The 17,655-nt window shown below is 62.7% G+C and carries 15 protein-coding genes; 8 read left to right on the forward strand and 7 right to left on the reverse strand.

From position 1 onward, the window contains the following. Window positions 1–19 precede the first annotated feature (19 nt). Window positions 20–1,339, reverse strand: coding sequence for an extracellular solute-binding protein (locus BBX50_RS12365; protein ID WP_065775630.1), 1,320 nt, complete (start codon window positions 1,337–1,339; stop codon window positions 20–22). A 164-nt stretch (window positions 1,340–1,503) separates the two neighbouring features. Between BBX50_RS12365 and BBX50_RS12370 the strand changes: the two genes are divergently transcribed. Further along, on the forward strand, window positions 1,504–2,292 hold the full coding sequence (locus tag BBX50_RS12370; RefSeq protein ID WP_065775631.1) for an IclR family transcriptional regulator: 789 nt from the start codon (window positions 1,504–1,506) through the stop codon (window positions 2,290–2,292). A gap of 76 nt (window positions 2,293–2,368) precedes the next feature. Further along, the gene (locus BBX50_RS12375; RefSeq protein WP_065775632.1) at window positions 2,369–3,205 is read left to right on the forward strand and encodes an amidohydrolase; all 837 of its coding nucleotides are present in this window, start codon (window positions 2,369–2,371) and stop codon (window positions 3,203–3,205) included. 66 nt (window positions 3,206–3,271) lie between these two features. Here the strand turns inward: BBX50_RS12375 and BBX50_RS12380 are convergent, their stop codons facing one another. From BBX50_RS12380 to BBX50_RS12390, 3 genes are read right to left on the reverse strand one after another with little or no spacing between them, the layout of a single operon-like run. Then, entirely contained in the window at window positions 3,272–4,408 is a 1,137-nt protein-coding gene (locus tag BBX50_RS12380) for an extracellular solute-binding protein (RefSeq protein WP_065783743.1), read from the reverse strand. Then, complete coding sequence (locus BBX50_RS12385) at window positions 4,405–5,565, reverse strand: CaiB/BaiF CoA-transferase family protein (RefSeq protein ID WP_065775633.1); 1,161 nt, start codon at window positions 5,563–5,565, stop codon at window positions 4,405–4,407. The genes BBX50_RS12380 and BBX50_RS12385 overlap by 4 nt, the downstream gene beginning before the upstream one ends. A gap of 7 nt (window positions 5,566–5,572) precedes the next feature. Beyond that, window positions 5,573–6,124, reverse strand: a complete 552-nt coding sequence (locus BBX50_RS12390) for a MaoC family dehydratase (RefSeq protein ID WP_065775672.1) — start codon at window positions 6,122–6,124, stop codon at window positions 5,573–5,575. 409 nt (window positions 6,125–6,533) lie between these two features. Here BBX50_RS12390 and BBX50_RS12395 point away from each other — a divergent pair, with 409 nt between their 5' ends. Next, window positions 6,534–7,514: a sugar-binding transcriptional regulator gene (locus BBX50_RS12395; protein WP_065775634.1), complete on the forward strand. Its 981-nt coding sequence runs from the start codon at window positions 6,534–6,536 to the stop codon at window positions 7,512–7,514. 649 nt (window positions 7,515–8,163) lie between these two features. On the opposite strand, the gene BBX50_RS12400 is transcribed toward BBX50_RS12395, so the two are convergent. From BBX50_RS12400 to BBX50_RS12410, 3 genes are read right to left on the reverse strand one after another with little or no spacing between them, the layout of a single operon-like run. Further along, window positions 8,164–9,207, reverse strand: a complete 1,044-nt coding sequence (locus BBX50_RS12400; protein ID WP_065775635.1) for a substrate-binding domain-containing protein — start codon at window positions 9,205–9,207, stop codon at window positions 8,164–8,166. A gap of 49 nt (window positions 9,208–9,256) precedes the next feature. After that, window positions 9,257–10,306 carry an ABC transporter permease gene (locus BBX50_RS12405; RefSeq protein WP_083213643.1) on the reverse strand — a complete coding sequence of 350 codons (1,050 nt, stop codon included), beginning with the start codon at window positions 10,304–10,306 and terminating at the stop codon, window positions 9,257–9,259. Then, window positions 10,303–11,820, reverse strand: coding sequence for a sugar ABC transporter ATP-binding protein (locus BBX50_RS12410; RefSeq protein ID WP_065775636.1), 1,518 nt, complete (start codon window positions 11,818–11,820; stop codon window positions 10,303–10,305). Before BBX50_RS12410 ends, BBX50_RS12405 begins: the two co-directional genes overlap by 4 nt. A 147-nt stretch (window positions 11,821–11,967) precedes the next feature. On the opposite strand from BBX50_RS12410, the gene mtnK reads away from it, so the two are divergent. Genes mtnK through BBX50_RS12435 form a run of 5 tightly spaced genes read left to right on the forward strand, consistent with a single transcriptional unit; the run spans window position 11,968 to window position 17,392 of the window. After that, the gene (gene mtnK / locus BBX50_RS12415) at window positions 11,968–13,239 is read left to right on the forward strand and encodes an S-methyl-5-thioribose kinase (protein ID WP_065775637.1); all 1,272 of its coding nucleotides are present in this window, start codon (window positions 11,968–11,970) and stop codon (window positions 13,237–13,239) included. Further along, window positions 13,236–14,330: an S-methyl-5-thioribose-1-phosphate isomerase gene (gene mtnA, locus BBX50_RS12420; RefSeq protein ID WP_065775638.1), complete on the forward strand. Its 1,095-nt coding sequence runs from the start codon at window positions 13,236–13,238 to the stop codon at window positions 14,328–14,330. Before mtnK ends, mtnA begins: the two co-directional genes overlap by 4 nt. Before the next feature lie 4 nt (window positions 14,331–14,334). Further along, window positions 14,335–15,270 carry a transketolase gene (locus BBX50_RS12425; protein WP_065775639.1) on the forward strand — a complete coding sequence of 312 codons (936 nt, stop codon included), beginning with the start codon at window positions 14,335–14,337 and terminating at the stop codon, window positions 15,268–15,270. 2 nt (window positions 15,271–15,272) lie between these two features. Further along, complete coding sequence (locus tag BBX50_RS12430) at window positions 15,273–16,274, forward strand: transketolase C-terminal domain-containing protein (RefSeq protein WP_065775640.1); 1,002 nt, start codon at window positions 15,273–15,275, stop codon at window positions 16,272–16,274. Further along, window positions 16,274–17,392 (forward strand): RuBisCO large subunit C-terminal-like domain-containing protein, encoded by a 1,119-nt coding sequence (locus BBX50_RS12435; protein ID WP_065775641.1) that lies wholly within the window; start codon window positions 16,274–16,276, stop codon window positions 17,390–17,392. The genes BBX50_RS12430 and BBX50_RS12435 overlap by 1 nt, the downstream gene beginning before the upstream one ends. Window positions 17,393–17,655 lie beyond the last annotated feature (263 nt).

The raw sequence follows: 17,655 nt of genomic DNA on the forward strand, positions 1-17,655 counted from the left end.
GCCGCCTCTTCGGTCACATTCAGAGTTTGCCCGCGTCTTCCAGAATTCCGGTCGCCTTTTCGGCGGCGGCATCAAGTGCTTCCTTCGACGTCTTGTCGCCGAGGATGGCGGCCTGCAGTTCCGGATAGACGGCGTTGGAGATCTCGATCCACTCGGCGGTCTTCGGAACCGGGAAGGCATGCTTGGCGGCTTCCTGGAAAGCCTGCAGAACCTCGGTCTTGTAGGCGTCGCCGGCAGCTTCCTTGATGTTGTATTCCCACACGGCGGTGCGGGTTGGCAGCGGACCGGCAGCCGATTCCAGCTTCTGGCTGTCCTCGTTGGTCAGCCACCAGACGAGTGATGCGGCTGCTTCCTTGTTGGCGCAATCCTCCGTCACCGAGAAGCCGTGATGGCCCGACCAGCCCGTGCGCTTGCCGGAAGAACCGGCTGGCTGCACCTTCACGCCGACATTGCCGGCGACCTTGGACGACTTCGGATCGTTGAAGAAGCTCGCCCAGCCAGGCCAATCGAGGTTGACGGCGATCGAGCCCGAGGCAAAGCCCTGGCCGAGGTCGTCCCAGAGGTAGTTGGTGGTGCCCGGCGGCACCGCCTTGTCCTTGTAGAGCTTGACGAACCAGTCGAGCGCCCGCACGCCGGCTTCGGAATTGAAGGCCGGGCGACCATCCTTGTCGAGATACTCGCCACCTTCGGCGACCAGCATTTCATAGAAGCGACCGTTGATGGCCTCTTCCTTGCCGGCGAACTGTGTGCCGTAGAAATTCGGCGGTGCCGCGAAGAATTCGGCCTGGTCGCTGACCTGGGCCCAGGTGTCCGGCGGTGCGAGCTCGTAGCCGTATTTCGCCTTGAAGGCGGTCTTTTTCGCTTCGTCCTGGTAGAGGCTCTTCTGGTAGTAGAGCGCCGACACGTCGAACTGGGCGCGCGGCAGCATCACCAGCTTGCCTTCGAGCGTCGAGGCATCGATCAGCGCGGGCACGAACTTGGCGATCTCTTCCGGCGGCAGCAGCGCCAGCAGGTCGGTATAGATATCGGGGTATTGCGGGGCAAAGGAGGAATGGTTGGAGCCGACGCACCAGCTGACGCCGCCGGTCGCGATATCCGACTTGATCTCCTTGTCGAGTTCGAAGTGGTTCTTCTTCGACAGGATGTTGACCTTGGCGCCGGTGGCCTTCTCCCACTCGCCGATCCGCTCATAGAGCTTCTCGTATTGCTGTCCGCCGATCAGCTTGGCGTCGATCGTGACGCCTTCGAACTTGCCGGGCAGGTCCGCGGCACTGGCCGCCCCCATCGCACAGGCAAGCATGACAACGCCGGCAGAGACACCGGCAAGCAGCCTTTCCATATCCACTCCTCCCAGGTTCACGCCCTCTTCCTGGCGCGATGCTCTCATGTGTGAGAAACTAATTCATATACAAACAACAAATTTATAGGGCGTCAAGGGAGAACTTTCTTTTGTCGGCGCCTTCTTCTGCGTATATGGATATCAATATTCACCAAGGAGGCTTCATGGACACCGAAGAGTCTGATCGCTATCGCGCACCCGCCCTCGATAAGGGACTCGACATTCTCGAGTTGCTCGCCAGCGTCGACGGTGGACTGACGCAGGCAGAGATTTCGAAGCGCCTGAACCGAAGCCCGAACGAGTTCTACCGGATGCTCGACCGGCTGGTGCGACGGGGATATGTCACCCGCATCGACGGTGACCGCTATTCGCTGACGCTGAAGCTGTTCGGGCTTTCGCAACTGCACGCACCGGTGCGCCGGCTTGCCTCCTATGCGACGCCTTTGATGCGCGATCTGGCGCAGCGTTCGAAGCAGGCAAACCACCTCGCAGTGTTCGATCGCGGCTCGGCCGTGGTCATTGCCCAGCAGGAGGCGCCGGATTACTGGGGCATTTCGATCCGGGTCGGATCGCATATCAGCCTGTTCGATACCGGGTCGGGCCACATCCTGCTTGCCTTCCGCTCATCGGAAGAGCGCGAAATGATGATCGCGGAACATGCCAGGAGCAAAGACGAGGTGGTGCGCGGACCGGAATTCTACGCGCGGCTCGACCAGATCCGCGAGCGCGGCTACGAAATGATGGCAAGTGCGCAGACGGCAGGCGTTTATAATCTCTCGGCTCCGATCCTCGGCCCCGATGGCCGCGGTATCGCGGCGCTCACCGTGCCCTATATCGCACTGGTCAATGCGCCCTCGGCGCCGGATATCACCGAAACGATCGCTCTTTTGCTGAAGACCGCCGAGCAATTGTCGACGCTTGCTGGCTCGGACGTGGCGCCCGCAGCCGATTGACGCCAGCTGGTGATGGCCTTACTTCTTATTTGAACAGTTCATTCTTATGTGAGCCGTCGTTCGGAGGAGAGGCGCCTTGATCATCGACACCCATCTTCACCTCATCGACAGGTCGAAGCTCGCCTATCCGTGGCTTGCGGACGTGCCGGCACTCGATCAGGACTTTCTCTATACGACTTACGCGCGCGAGGCCCGTCGGCTTGGCATCGAGGCGTCGCTGCACATGGAGGTGGATGTCGACCCTTCGGAGATCGAGCAGGAGACGGCTGAGATCGAACGGCTCGCGCAGGAGCCGGATAGCCTGCTCAAAGGCGCCATTGCCGCTTGCCGACCCGAAGAGGATGGCTTTGCTGCCTATCTCGAACGCCAGGAGACGAACGGCTTCGTCAAGGGTTTCCGCCGGGTGCTGCATGTGATGCCGGACGACCTGTCCGAGCAGCAGACCTTTCGCGACAACGTTCGAAGGTTGAATGGGCGCCGCTTCACCTTCGACCTCTGCGTCCTGCCGCACCAGATTCCGACGGCGATCGCGCTTGTCGATCTTGCGCCCGACCTTCAATTCATCCTGGACCATTGCGGCGTCCCCGACATTCGTGCCGGTGCCGAGCACCCCTGGCGCGAGCACATGAGCGAGATCGCCCGGCGCCCGAATGTCACGGCAAAGATCTCCGGCGTCATCGCCTATGCGGACGAGGCCTGGCAGGTCGAGACGCTGCGCCCCTATGTCGAGCACACGATCGGCGTCTTCGGCTGGGACCGGGCGGTCTGGGGAAGTGACTGGCCGGTCTGCACCCTCGGCGGCAACCTTTCGACCTGGGTCGGAGCAACCCATGCCCTTCTGAAGGGCTGTAGCGCCGATGAAAAATGCAAGCTTCTCTCCGGCAATGCGCGCCGGATCTGGAAGCTCGCGTAAAGCTCCGCTCTCAAGCGGAAACGCTTGGGGAAAGTCCGGGACGCCAAGGCGTCCCGGAGACAAGGATCAGGCGGCGGCAAAGCTCTCCGCAAACAGACGATTGAGGTCGTCGACAACCTTGCGCGCGGCGTCCTTGCGCAGAAGGCCGTCATTGATCCTGTCCGAGCCCACCTGCTGGAAGGCCATGTAGCCATCGTGCCTTGGGCGAACCCAGGCCGTCTCCAGCGTCTTTCGCGTAGCGCGGTAGAAGTCCAAGCTTGCGGCATTGACGCCGTCATCGTCCCAGGCGGCCGCATGGCCGGGCTGTCCGCCACCGGCGGCATAGGGACCGCGCTGGACTTCGCCGCTCGCGACAAAATAGGCGAAATCGATCGCAGCGGCGACCGCGCTGGAGAACGCCGAGACCGCGATCCCCGTTCCGCCGAGCGCCGAACCAGAAGCTCCATTGCGCCCGGTCACCGGGATATCGCCGAACTTTACCAGCGTTGGCCGGAAACCCGCCATCGCGTAGCTGACATAGCCGTAGATCAGCGGCGCGCAGACGATTTTCGAGTGAGGCTCGCTCATCGTCTCGAGCACGGCGATCGGATCCATCGAGAAGCACCTGGGGTCGATCAGGTCCGTCAGCTCACGCAGGCGTTCGAACGCTTCGATGCCTGCGTCGGCCTCGATCAGTTGCCCCGCCCCGTCGCTACGGCAGGCATGACCGAGATTGGCTGAGAGCGTGTAGAAGCACATCAGCGAATGCGGCGGGCGCATCGGCAGAGCGACCTTTCCCTGGCGCGCCAAAACCAGCATCTCAGACCAGTCCGCGGCGCGCTCAGCTTGGTCCGGGCGCCAGGCCTGGACTTGCGTCGCCGCGTCGATCGGAAACGCCCATTGCCGGCCCTGCCAGTTGTAGCTCGGATAGGAACGTCCCAAACTCGCATCGGCAAGCGCCTTGCGCTCCGCTTCACGGCCTTCGATATCGAGCGGCGTCAGGCACTTTTCCTTGGTGATCTGGCCGACATGCGGATGGTCAATGACGATGAGGTCATAGGCCCGCGCCAGCTCTTCGACGGGATAGGTTTCGAAATCCTGCAGCGACCGCTTGTCCCATTCGACCGTGACACCGGTTCGCTCCTGCCAGAGCCGCGAACAGGCGATCATCGGATCGTGGCCGCGCGGGTGGCTCCAGGTCATGCCTTTCAACGTGACGCTCACAGGCCGAACTCCTTGCGGATCGCAACACTGTGCTCGCCGATGCGTGGCGCGGCGCGATCCACCTGGGCGCGCTTGCCATTGACCCGGAGCGGCGAGCGCGTGGTCAGGATGGAGACATCGTCCTCACGCACGACCGTTTGCAGCATGTCGAGGACGCGGAAGCCGTCGCTTTCGAGCAACTCGTTCCAGTTGAGGACACGCGCGCACCAGATGTCGGCGGGTTCAAGCACGCTTAGCCAATGGTCGATGTTGTTTTCGGCGATCCGCCTGGCAATCAGCGCCTTGATCTTGTCACGCTCGGAGAACCAGGAGGCCGGATCATCGCGATAGGTGTCCAGTTCGGGCATCTCCAGGAGGTCGGCAAGCTTCGGGATCGGCGTCATGGCGATGGCGAGATAGCCGTCCTTGGCCGGATAGACGCCGTAAGGCGCCGACAGGTACGCATGGGCGCTGCGGAAACCGGAGCGTGCCGGCAGCCGGCGGCCGTCGTTCAAATGTGTCGTCAGCACTTCGAACTGGAAGTCGACGAGCGCTTCGAGCAGGCTGGTTTCGATCAGGCTGCCCTTGCCGGAAATGCCGCGGCGAACGAGCGCTGCGAGGATCCCTTGCGCGGCAGCTGCTCCGGCGAGCATGTCGCCGATCGCCAGGCCAAAGGGCACCGGCCCCTGCCCCTCGTCGCCGTTCAGCCACATCACGCCCGAGCGTGATTGGGCGAGCAGGTCCTGCCCCGGCCGCTTCACCCAAGGCCCCTCCTCGCCGTAGCCGCTGATCGAGGCATAGACAATCTTCGGATTGATCGCCTTGACCGCTTCGTAGTCGAGCCCGAGGCGCTGGATGACGCCGGGACGGAAATTCTGGATGAGGACGTCGGCCTTGGCGAGCAACGTCTTCAGGGCCGCAAGATCAGCCTCGTTCTTGAGGTTGATCGCCAGACTTTCCTTGGCGCGGTTGATAGCATGGAAGATCGTCGAGTCGCCGCCGATCTCGGTGTCGCTGAGATAGAGCCGGCGCGACAGGTCGCCGCCGTCAGGGCGCTCGATCTTGATGACACGTGCGCCGAGATCCATGAGGCGCAGCGAGCAATAGGGCCCCGAGAGAAACTGGCTCATGTCGACGACGACAAGGCCTGAGAGCGGCAGTTCGTTTTCTACGGTCATCGGCGCATTACTTCTCGGTCTTGCCGACGAAGTCGGCGGGGTTCTTGTATTTCACGGTCTGCAGGTGCTCGCAGTAGAGCACCAGTTCGCCTTCACCCTTGAAGACCTGATAGCTAGCGCGAATAAGCCCGAGCTCCTGGTAGCGGGGCGTTTTGTCCATGTTGGTGCGGATCGTGTAGATGGTATCGCCGATGAAGACCGGCTTGATGAAACGCAGCTTGTCGTAGCCGTAGGAAAAGGCGTTGACGCAGTTGGTGGCGACGAGCCCGAGACCGGCGGAGAACACGAAGGCGCCGGCAACGAGACGCTTGCCGAAGATGCCTTCCCGCTCGGCGAACATCTGGTCCTGCACGTAAGGATGGATGTCGACCACCAGCGTGTTGAACAGGTGGCTGTCGCTCTCCGAGATCGTCCGCCGCAGGGACCGGATGCGCTGGCCAACGGGCCAGTCCTCGTAAAACCAGTTCTCCGCATTCCAAACCGGCAAGGCAGCATGGTCCTGCGGCATATCCGTGGGCTGTGTCGAGGAAACCCCGACGGTGGGAGTGAAGTCGTCCATGATCAGCACCTGTGCAGAAGGTCGGCAATCGCAAGCTGCCTGCTGTTTCCGAGACCTTCGGCATCAAGCAGCTCTTATATAAATAGTATGTTCACATATGGATTACGTTTGCAACCGTCAACTGGCGCGCGATCGCCTTTCGCTGATGGGCGAAGCCGTTGCCCAGTCCGATCCGCGGCCGCTGTCGTCGCGGCAGAGCATGCCCTGCGGCATGTGAGGTACATCCGGTGCGGTTCGGATGCGCTGTCTTGAGATGCGCTGGCCTGCGCATGGAACAGGCCGCTGCCGATCGTTCTTTCAGTGGGCAGGCGGCCGCGTTGGCGGGTAAGATGCCGATGGCTGGCAAGGTGCGTTGACTTTTGTCAGCATTGATGAATTATGTCAGATCATCTCTTGTGAAAGACCACCAATGCCCATTCGCGCCAACGAGCAGATTATCCACAAAGCCGCCTGGCTCTATTATGCGCATGGATTGCGCCAGGACGAAGTTGCCCAGCGGCTGGAAATCTCCCGCGCATCGATCGCCATGTATCTGCGCAAGGCGCGCGAGATGGGCATCGTCACGATCACCACGTCGACCGAACTGTTCTCAAGCGATGTGCTTGCGCGCGAGCTGGAGGATGCGACGGGGCTGACGAGCTGTTGGCTCGTGCCGGAAGATCGGCAGGCGATGGACCCGGCCGCCGAAATGCCTGTTGTCGCGGCTTCCGTCTTTCTTGAACTCATTAACAAGGGCGACCGTATCGGTGTTGCCTGGGGCCGCACCGTATATCACATCGCTGACGTCATGCCTTTTGCGGATTTGCGCGGCGTCACGGTCGTCCAGCTTTGCGGGAACCTCGGCGCTCCCTATTCCTATCGCCCTGACCAGTGCACCACGGAAATCGCCCGTCGCCTCAATGCGGAAGGCATAAACTTTTACGCGCCTCTGGTGCTGTCCTCCGAGCGGCTTGCCGAGGAATTGCGTGGCGAGCCTGTCATCAAGGAGCAGCTCGCCACCATCTCCGACTGTGCGCTCGCGCTCTATTCCGTCGGCGGCATCGAGGACGACAGCCACCTCGTCAAGTGCGGTGCGCTATCAGCTGACGACATGCATGCGATGGGCGACCGGGGTGCTGCGGGCGTGATCGCCGGACAACTCATCGACCGCGACGGCCAATGGATGGATTGCGAGCACAATCGTCGCTGTATCTCCGCCGATCTCGATTCCATCCGCGCGATCAAGAAACGCATGCTGGTCGTGCAGGAGGACAGCAAGTTCGAGCCGCTGATGGCGGCCCTCAAGGGCGGCTTTGCCTCACATCTTGTCATTACCGAATCGATGGCGCGGCGGGTCATGGATCGCTGGAGCCGAGAAGGGCTCGCCAAGGGCGGCTCAGGCAGGATCTGAGCATCGGGTTTGGGTCCGCCGATGCCGGCCGGGCCGGTTCATCGGGAGGCTGAGCATCCCCGAACGGGCAAGGGCAACGTGTGCGGGGTGGGGCATGAAGATCAGACAAGCCACCGAAAAGGACACCTTCGGCGTCGAAGCGCTCCTTGCCCGGTGCTATCCGACCATGATGGCGACGGCATATGACAGGGATGTTCTCTCCGTTGCCTTGCGACTGATGACAAAGGCGAAGCTCGATCTTCTGATCGTCGGGAACGTTCTATGTCGCTCAAGAGGTTGGCGAGGTTCTCGGCTGCGGCGGTTGGACCTTCGGCGAACCGGGCAACGGCAGGACGAGCGAAGGGCTGGCGCATCTGCGCCATTTTGCGGTCGACCCGGGCCGGGCACGACAGGGTGTCGGCCGGCTGCTGTTCGAGCAATGTTGCAAGGCCGCCTCGCAACGGGGCGCCTTGCGCTTCCAGGCACTTTCCAGCCTCAACGCAGAGCCCTTCTATGAGCATATGGGCCTGCGGCGGCTCGGACGCGTCACGATCCCGATGCCTGGGGACGTAGCCATTCCCGTCGTGCTGATGGAAGGGCCCGTCCGATTTCGATGATGGACAAAGGGCGGCCCGATGGACCGCCCTTCTCTCATTCTACTGGGTAGAAATCAGGGCCTCGGCATCCACGCCGGCATGGCGACGTCCGCATGGGCGAATTGCGGCAGTTTCACGCCGAGCTCCTCCATGTTCTTGATGTCCTGATCGTTCAGGTCCTTCTGGGTGATCAGCGTCGGCGGCACGATGACCTGGCGACCCGGATCTTCGCCGGCAAGCAGCATGGCGAGCGAGCGCACCGAGACCTGGCCGACGACGGCCGGATTGGTGGCGGCGGTGGCCGTCCAGGCAGAGCCGGATTCACGCATCGCGGCTATGTCCGAGGTCGAGATGTCGGCCGAGTAGATCTTCACGCTCGAGGAGAGGCCGGCCTCGTCAACCGCGATCTTCACGCCCTTGGCGAACTCGTCGTAAGGGGCAAACATCACGGTGATATCCGGCTTGGCCGAGATCACCGCGCGGGCCTGGTTGGCAACCGAATTGGCGATCGGGTTGTCCATCGTTCCGAACTGCGCGGCTTCCTCGATGCCGGAATACTTTGCCTTGAATTCCTTCCAGGTCTCGTCGCGACGGTCGAGAGGCGCGATGCCGGCGACATAGATGTAGCCCGCCTTGAAGCTTTCGCCGTTGTCCTTGACCGCCTGCTCAAGGGCAAGGCGCGCGAGGTCGCGGTCGGACTGCTCGACCTGCGGGATCTTCTCGTTCTCGACGTTGACGTCGAAAGCAACGACCTTGATGCCGGCGTCGACCGCGCGCTGGGCCGCTTCCTTCATCGATTCCGTCAGACCATGCTGGATGATGATGCCCTGCACGCCAAGCGCAATCGCCTGGTCGACCATGTCTGCCTGAAGGGCCGCGTCCTGACGGCTGTCGAAGACCTGAAGCTGCACGCCGAGCGCCTTGGACTGTGCCTCGACGCCGGCGAGGTAGGACTGGAAGAAGTCGCCGGTCGAAAGGTAGCGCACGAGCGCGATTTTCACGTCGGCGGCCTTGTCGAACGGTTTTGGCATGTCGGCGGCAAAGGACGGCACGCCGAAGGCGGCAGCCCCCATCAACCCGAGCGTCCATCGGCTCAAGGTTCTGCGAGTCATGTTCATGTCAGTCTCCTCCACTGGTGAACTTTTATTATCCGCCGAGGTTGCTGCCTCAGCGTTTGCCTCTTTTCGAGAGCGCAAAGGTGAAGATCAGGGCGATGACGAGCACCGCACCCTTGACGAAATCCTGCGTGTAGTAGGGCGCGTTCATCATCGTCAGCCCCTGAAGCAGGATGCCGACGAAAAGCGCGCCGATCGCCGTGCCGAAGGCGTTGGGTTTGGCGGCGCCGAGCACGGCGAAACCGATCAGCGCGGCCGCAACGGCATCGAGAAGCAGATTGTTGCCGGAGGCGATGTCGCCGCGGCCAAGACGCGCGGCGAGCAGGATGCCGCCGATCGAGGCAAAGACGCCGGAGATGATGTAGGCCGAAATCTTGTAGGCGTTGACCGGTGCCCCGGCGAGGCCGGCGGCGCGTTCGTTGGAGCCGACGGCATACATCATGCGACCGAAGCGGGTGTATTCGAGGAAGAACCAGATCAGGATCGCCAGCACGATCAGCACCACCACCGAGACCGGCACCAGGTTGGGCAGAACGAAATCGAAGCGGTGGCGGCCGAGTGCCAGGAAGCCGGGGCTGAAGGTGCCCGCAGCAACGGAGCCGTCGGGCAGCGTCAGGCCGGTCGCAATCGACCGGCCTTCCGTCGGGATGCGCTGAAGCCCGAGCAGCAGGAACATCATGCCGAGCGTTGCCAGGAGATCCGGCACGCGCATGTAGACGATGATGATGCCGTTGACGAGACCGACAAGCACGCCGATGGCAAGGCACACGAGTGTTGCCGTCAGCGCGTCGCCGCCCATCACCACCATGACGTAGGACGAAGCCATCATCGCCGTCGTGGCGACAGAGCCGATCGAAAGATCGAAACCGCCGACGACGAGCGTTGCCGTCACGCCCAGCGCCAAAATGCCGGTGATCGACACGGACTGCAGGATGAAAACGGCGCTTTGAGGTGAGGCAAAACCGCCGGTGACCAGGGAGAAGTAAAGGACCAACCCGACGAGGAGCGCCAGGAAGCCGTACTTGATCGCAGCCTCCCTGAAGGCCGGCGCATTCGAAGGGACCGGAACCGCCGTCGCGGGTTTGCTCTGTTCGCTGCTCATGATGCATGGACCTGTTGATAGAATTGACCGGCGATCTCGGACAAAAGCCGCTCGACGTCGATGTCGGCATTGCGGTGCTCGCCGACCATGGTGTGCTCCGACATGACCAGGATGCGGTCGGCCACCTCGAAGGCTTCGTCGAGCTCGGTCAGAAACAGAATGGTGGCGCGTCCGGACGCCGACGCGCGCAGCTTTTCGCCGATATCGCGGCGTGCGGCGATGTCGACGCCCTGGAAGGGTTCGTCGAGGATGAGAAGGCGCGAGGGCTCGGAAAGCCAACGTCCGACCATTACCTTCTGCTGGTTTCCGCCCGAAAGCGTTTGCAACTCGTCGCGCTCGCTGCGGCACACGACGCCGAGGGAAGCAATCTGCTGGCGCGCCTTGGCCTTTTCCGCCCGCCGGCTCGATATGCCGAACCGCGAGAGCCGGCGGAGAAACGGCAGGCTGATGTTCTCATAGATGTTGAAGTCGGGAACAATGCCGCTTTCGGCGCGGTCCTTGGCGACGAGAAAGACGCCGCGGACAATGGCCTGGCCGGTTGTCTTTGGTGCATACCGAACGCCGTCGAGCGTCATTTCGCCAGCGACGGGCGCCCGCGCTCCGAACAGGGTTTCGGCGAGCGCCGTCTTGCCGACCCCGACGAGACCGGTGACTGCGACGATTTCCCCATCACCGAGATCGAAATCGAAGGGCCGCGCCTGATCCGTCAGCTTCAGGCCGCGGACCGCAAAGACCGGAGCGCCTCCCTCGCGCAGGTCAACCGCGCCGGCCGAGACCTTGCGACCGAGCATCGCGTTGACGGCACCCTCATAGTCCAGCTCCGGTCCCTCGAAGCGACCGCTGATGCGGCCATCGCGGAGCGCGACGATGCTGTCGGCGAGGCGGCGGATATCCGACATGCGATGCGAGATATAAAGAATGGCGACGCCGCGCGCCTTCAGTCGGTCGACGAGATCAAAAAGGCGGTCGGCCTCAGCGCTCGACAGCGACGAGGTCGGCTCGTCGAGGATCAGCACCTTCGGTTCGTGGGCCATGGCGCGGGCGATGGCCACCATCTGGCGATCGGCAAGCGTCAGGTCGTTGATATTGGCGCCGAGATCAATCGCGAGCCCCATGCGGGAGGCAACGGTAGCGGCCTCGCGCCGCACCCGGCGGGGATTGAAGAACAGCCGCGCGCCGCGCCCGTTCAATCGGTCGAGGGTGAGATTGGTGGCCACGTCCAGATCGGCGACGACGCCGTCGTTGATGTTCTGGTGCACGGTCACGACACCGGCGCGGATCGCCTCGGCCGGCGTCGCCGGCTCGAATGGAAGCCCTGCGAGCACCATGGCGCCGGCATCGCGCGTGTAAACGCCGCTCAGGATGCGCACGAGCGTCGATTTTCCAGCGCCATTGGCACCCATCAGAACGGTAACCGCCCCGGCCTTGAGGTCGAGGTCCACCCCTCTGAGCACCGGCACCGGCCCAAAGGCTTTGCGCACGCCCTCAATGCGAAACACTGCCTGTTCGCTCATTCTCTCCTCCCGTTGAAGGCAGGTTAGGATAGCCATCCGGCAAATGTCAAGGCCATTGACATTTGCTAGAATGCCGCCTTAGTTGTGGCCATACACGGCATGGCTGCGAGCGGTGGAGGCGCGCGCCATGCGCTGGAGGAGAGCGATATGGACAAGCAAGTCTTTGAGGCGCTGAATGCCGCGACCTTGCCGGCAAAACTTGGCGGCAACGTTGTTCTGAGGGAGAAGATCGGCGAGGATTCGGCGCGCTGGAGCGTCAAGGAAGTTGGCGACGGCAACCTCAACCTCGTTTTCATCGTCACCGGCGAAAAGGGCGCTGCGATCGTCAAGCAGGCGCTGCCCTACGTGCGCCTTGTCGGCGAAAGCTGGCCGCTGCCGCTCAAGCGCTCCTTCTTTGAATATCATGCATTGATACGCCAGGCCGCCCGCGATCCGGGCATGGTGCCGGAGATCTTCTTCTTCGACGAAGCCCAGGCGCTCATCGTCATGGAATTTCTGGCGCCGCACGTCATCTTGCGGCGGGCGCTGATCGATGGCCGGCAATTGCCGAGGATCGGCCGCGATCTCGGGCTCTTTGCCGCCCGGACCCTGTTTCGCGGCTCCGACCTTTCCATGGCCACACGGGAGAAGAAGGCGGATCTGGCGCTGTTTTCCGACAATGTCGAACTGTGCGACATCACCGAGAACCTGGTGTTTTCCGATCCTTACTTCGAGGCAGAGCTCAATCGTCACACGACGCCGCAGCTTGACCCGATCGTGACGGAACTGCGCGCCGACCGCGATCTCAAGGTCGAGGCGCAACGGCTGAAACATCTCTTCTCAGCCAAGGCCGAGACGCTCTGCCATGGCGACCTGCATACTGGCTCCGTCATGGTTACGGATGACGAGACCCGTGTGATCGACCCGGAATTTGCCTTCTATGGTCCGATCAGTTTCGACGTCGGCATGCTGCTTGCCAATTTCTGGATGAGCTACTTTTCGCAGAGCGGTCATGAGGTCGAGGCGGGTGCGCGCGACGGCATGCGGGTCTACCTGCTGGAGACGGTCGAGACGATCTGGGAGACCTTCCGCAGCGAATTCGCAAATCTGTGGCGGACGGAGCGCAAGGGCATCCTCTACCAGGCGAGCCTCTTCGAAGACCGCAACGACGCCTTTGGCGCAGAGCAGGCGCTCGACATCGTCATCGACGAGATCTGGCGCGAGATGCTCGGCTTTGCCGGCGTCGAGATGAATCGCCGCATCCTCGGCCTCGCCCACAACGCCGATTTCGAAACCATCGCCGATCCGGATCGCCGCGCCGTCTGCGAAACGAAAGCGCTGAAGCTCGGGCGCCATCTCGCCGTCAATAGGCATCACATCCACAGCCTCAAGGACATCCGCGCGATTGCGGAGCGCCTTCAGAAGGAGACATCAGCGTGAAAGTCGGAGACCGCCACTACCATACGATCTGGCTCAACGCGGACGGCCAGTCCGTCGATGTCATCGACCAGCGCTGGTTGCCGCACAAGTTCCGCGTCGTGACCTTGAAAACCGTCGCGGACATCGCCGTCGCCATCCGTGACATGTGGGTGCGCGGTGCACCACTGATTGGTGTCACCGCCGCCTACGGCGTTGCAATTGCCATGGCGAAAGATCCATCGAACGCCCATCTCGATGCGGTTTGGGAAGAACTCAACGAAACACGGCCGACCGCCATCAACCTGCGCTGGGCGCTGAACGCCATGCGTGACCACCTTCGCCCGTTGCCGGAAGACAAGCGCGCTGCGGCCGCCTACGCGCACGCCGCGGCGATTGCGAAAGAGGACGTCGAACTGAACCGTGCCATCGGAGCGAACGGCCTGAAGGTGATCCGCGAGATCGCTTCGCGGAAAGAGCCGGGCGAGCCCGTGCGTATCCTCACCCATTGCAATGCCGGCTGGCTTGCGACCGTCGACTACGGCACCGCGACTGCCCCGATCTACATGGCGGTGGAGGAAGGCATTCCGGTCCATGTCTATGTGGACGAGACGCGGCCGCGCAACCAGGGCGCCTATCTCACCGCCTGGGAAATGAACGGCCACGGCGTGCCGCACACGCTGATCGTCGACAATGCCGGCGGTCATCTGATGCAGCATGGCGATGTCGACATGGTGATCGTCGGCACCGACCGCACGACGGCCAATGGCGATGTCTGCAACAAGATCGGTACCTACCTCAAGGCGCTTGCCGCCCATGACAATGGTGTGCCGTTCTACGTTGCCCTCCCCTCGCCCACGATCGACTGGACGGTTCGTGACGGGGTCAAGGAAATCCCGATCGAAGAGCGGGCTGGCGACGAAGTGACCTTCGTTCAGGGGCTCGCAAGCGACGGTTCGATCGCTAGCGTGCGCATCTCACCGGAAGGCAGCCCTGCCGCGAACCCCGCCTTCGACGTCACGCCCGCCCGGCTCATCACCGGACTGATCACGGAACGCGGCATCGCCACGCCTTCGCCCGAGGGACTGAAGGCGCTCTTTCCCGAACGGAGCTGAGACGATGAGCCTTGTGAACCGCAGGTCCACCGAAGAGATTGCGCTCGGTATCCGCCGGCGTGTCTTCTTTCATACGATGAAGCACAATGGCGGCTATCTCAGCCAGGCCTGTTCGGCTGCCGAAAGCCTCGCCTTGCTCTACAATGAAATCCTGAAGCTCGGCGAGCCGACACTACCGATGGTCCCCCTGCCCTTTCGCGGCGTGCCTTCGGCGCACAATCCCGACGCCTTTACCGGGGCTGGCTATCACGGACCGGCCGGGCCGGACTTCGACCGCTTCTTCATCTCGCCCGCCCACTACGCGCTCGTCATCTACTCGGCGCTGATCGAGACGGGGCGCATGGACGAACACGCGCTCGACCATTTTAACAAGGATGGTGGGTCGGTCGAAATGATTGGCGCCGAACACAGCCCTGGCATGGAAGTAACCACAGGCTCACTGGCACAAGGGCTCTCCATGGCCTCAGGCGTTGCCTGGGCGCGGCTGAAGAAGAAAGAGCCGGGCAAGGTCTGGGTCTATATGTCGGACGGCGAGTTCCAGGAAGGTCAGACCTGGGAATGCCTTGCCGCCATGAGCTATCACCGCATCGGCAACATCCGCGTCATCGTCGACGTGAACGGCCAGCAATGCGATGGCGCGATGTCCTCCGTCTTGGACCTTGGCGACCTCGCCGCACGCATCAGCGCCTTCGGCGTCACCTGCCGATCGGTGGATGGCCATGATCTCGGTGCGCTGCGCAGCGCGGCCGACAGCGCCGAAGCGGGCAAGCCGCTGGTCATCCTCGCCAACACCTCGCCCTACCAGGGCATGGAGTTCCTGAAGAAGCGCTTTCCGCGCCTCCACTACGTGCGCTTCAAGAGTGCGGAGGAAAGAGTGGAAATGCAGGCAGCGCTTGCCGCCGAGCTCGGCATCGACCTCAACGCAATGGAAGGGGCCTGATCATGGTCGAAATCGTCAATCGCCCCTATGCGCGCGCGTTCGAGGCCTTTGCCACTGCGCGACCCGAGGTCCTCTGCCTCTCGGCCGACCTTACATCGTCCTGCGAGGTCGACGGTTTCCGCGACCGGCATCCGGAGCAGTTCCTCTCCCTCGGCATGGCCGAACAGAACATGCTTTCCTTTGCGGGCGGCCTTGCGATGCAGGGCTACCGGCCTTTCATCCATACCTTCTCGGTGTTTCTCTACCGCCGCCCCTACGACCAGCTCATCAATTCCATCGCCTATTCCAACCGCAAGGTGCGATTGATGGGCTTCCTGCCCGGTATCACCACGCCGGGCGGCATCACCCATCAGGCGATTGAGGATATCGCCGTTCTGCGCGCCGTGCCGAACATGACGATCCTCGAGACGGGCGATGCGACCGAGGTGGAGACAGTGCTCGAGGTGGCCGACAGCATCGACGGGCCGGTTTATGTGCGGGTCCTGCGCGGAGAGGTTCCACGTCTGTTTTCGACACCCTTCGCTTTCAACAAGCTGCGGGTCCTGTCCGAAGGCGACGACATTCTCGTCGTTTCATCAGGTGTGTGCACGGAGGAGGCATTGCGCGCCACCCGGGCGCTCGAAGCGCGCGGCATCGGTATCTCGCATCTGCATGCCTCGACGCTGAAACCGTTCGACCGGGATGGCCTCTTGAAGGCCGCGCGCGGCAAGAAGGGCATCGTTACGCTGGAGAACCACACGGTCGTCGGCGGTCTTGGCTCGCTCGTCGCCGAAATTATCGCCGAGGAAGGCCTCGGTGTCCGGCTGAAACGGCTCGGCCTCAACGACACCTTCGCGCACGGCGCTTCGAAACCCTATCTCATGAAGAAGTACGGCCTCGATGCCGGCGCGCTGGTCGCCGCCATTGAAGCGCTCCTCGGGCGAAAGCTCTCGATCGGAGAGGACGAACTGGCCGAGGTTCGGCTCGATCACGTTCATTCGGCACAGAAGGCGGAGGCGCTCTAATGGCTTCGCGCTTCACGGTTACCTACTACATCCGTGCCGCCGACGCTGCCGAAGCAAAGGCGCGCGCGCTTGACATCGCACTGGAGCAGACGGTTGAAATCCCGCGCAGCGTCGTTCCCAAGGGGTACGTCGAGGACGAGATCCTCGGCAAGCTGGAGACACTCGCAGAGGATCCGGACGGACGGCTGGGCTTCCTCGCCTCCATCTCCTATTCTGACGATGATGTCGGTGGTGACTTTCTTCAGTTTCTAAACATCGTTTTCGGCAACAGCTCGATCAAACCGGGGCTCAAGGTCGAGGACATCACCCCCTCCCCCGGGTTTCTCGCTTACTGCAAAGGCCCCCGCCACGGCATAGCCGGACTTCGGGCCCGTGCCGGCATCGGCGAAAGCCCGCTGCTTATGTCGGCGATCAAGCCTGTCGGTCTCTCAACGTCCGAGCTTGCCCGCCTCGCCCATGATTTCGCGCTTGGCGGCATGCACTACGTCAAGGACGACCATGGTCTTGTCGATCAAAAAATGTCCCCATTTGGAGAGCGGTTGAGGGCCTGCGTCGCTGCCGTTGGCGAAGCGAATGCGAAGAGCGGGGGCCGGACGAGCTTCGTGCCGAACGTGACAGGTCCGGCGGGCGCCGTAATCGACCGCGCGAAGGAAGCTGAGGCCGCCGGTGCCGGTGCAGTCATGATCGCCCCGGCGCTTGCTGGCTATGACGTGGTGCGCACGCTGTCCGCCGATCCCGAATTCACTCTGCCGATCGTTACTCACCCGGCTTTCTCGGGTGCAAACGTGGTCTCGCCCGATTGCGGCTTCTCGCATCGCGCCTTCTTCGGCACGCTGCACCGGCTGATGGGTGCAGATGCCGTAATCTATCCGAATTTCGGCGGGCGCTTCGGGTTCACGCGAGAGGAATGCCTGTCGATTGCGCGGGCCTGCGCGTCCGACCTGGGGGGGCCGAAGGCCATCGCCGCCGCCCCCGGTGGCGGCATGACGTTCAGCCGGCTGCGGGAGATGCGGGAAGCCTACGGAAACGATGTCATGTACCTCATGGGCGGAGCTCTGCTTCAAGAGCCGAACCTGGTTGATGCATGCCAGCGCCTAGCCGCAGCGGTCCGTCGCTAGCCAGTTCACCAGACGAAGCGCCTGCGGGCGCGCGAGGGGCCGTGCGCGGTGCGACGCTCCGGCCGACAGGCTGAACGGACTTGGCTGCGTCCGCTGTCGCGCCGCGCTGCGGCGCACTGTTGCGGGCCTCCAAGGACGCCGGAAAACGCACGTAGCGCGGTTCGGCCCCTCCCCTCTCCGTGAACGTGCTTTCGACCCGCTGCCGCGTTGCATGCCGGTCTGGTTTGCGTGGAAAGCGAGGCACCTGATCAAACAAATGATCG

The sequence above is a fragment of the Ensifer sp. LC11 genome (assembly GCF_001695835.1).
Classification (GTDB): Bacteria; Pseudomonadota; Alphaproteobacteria; order Rhizobiales; family Rhizobiaceae; genus Ensifer.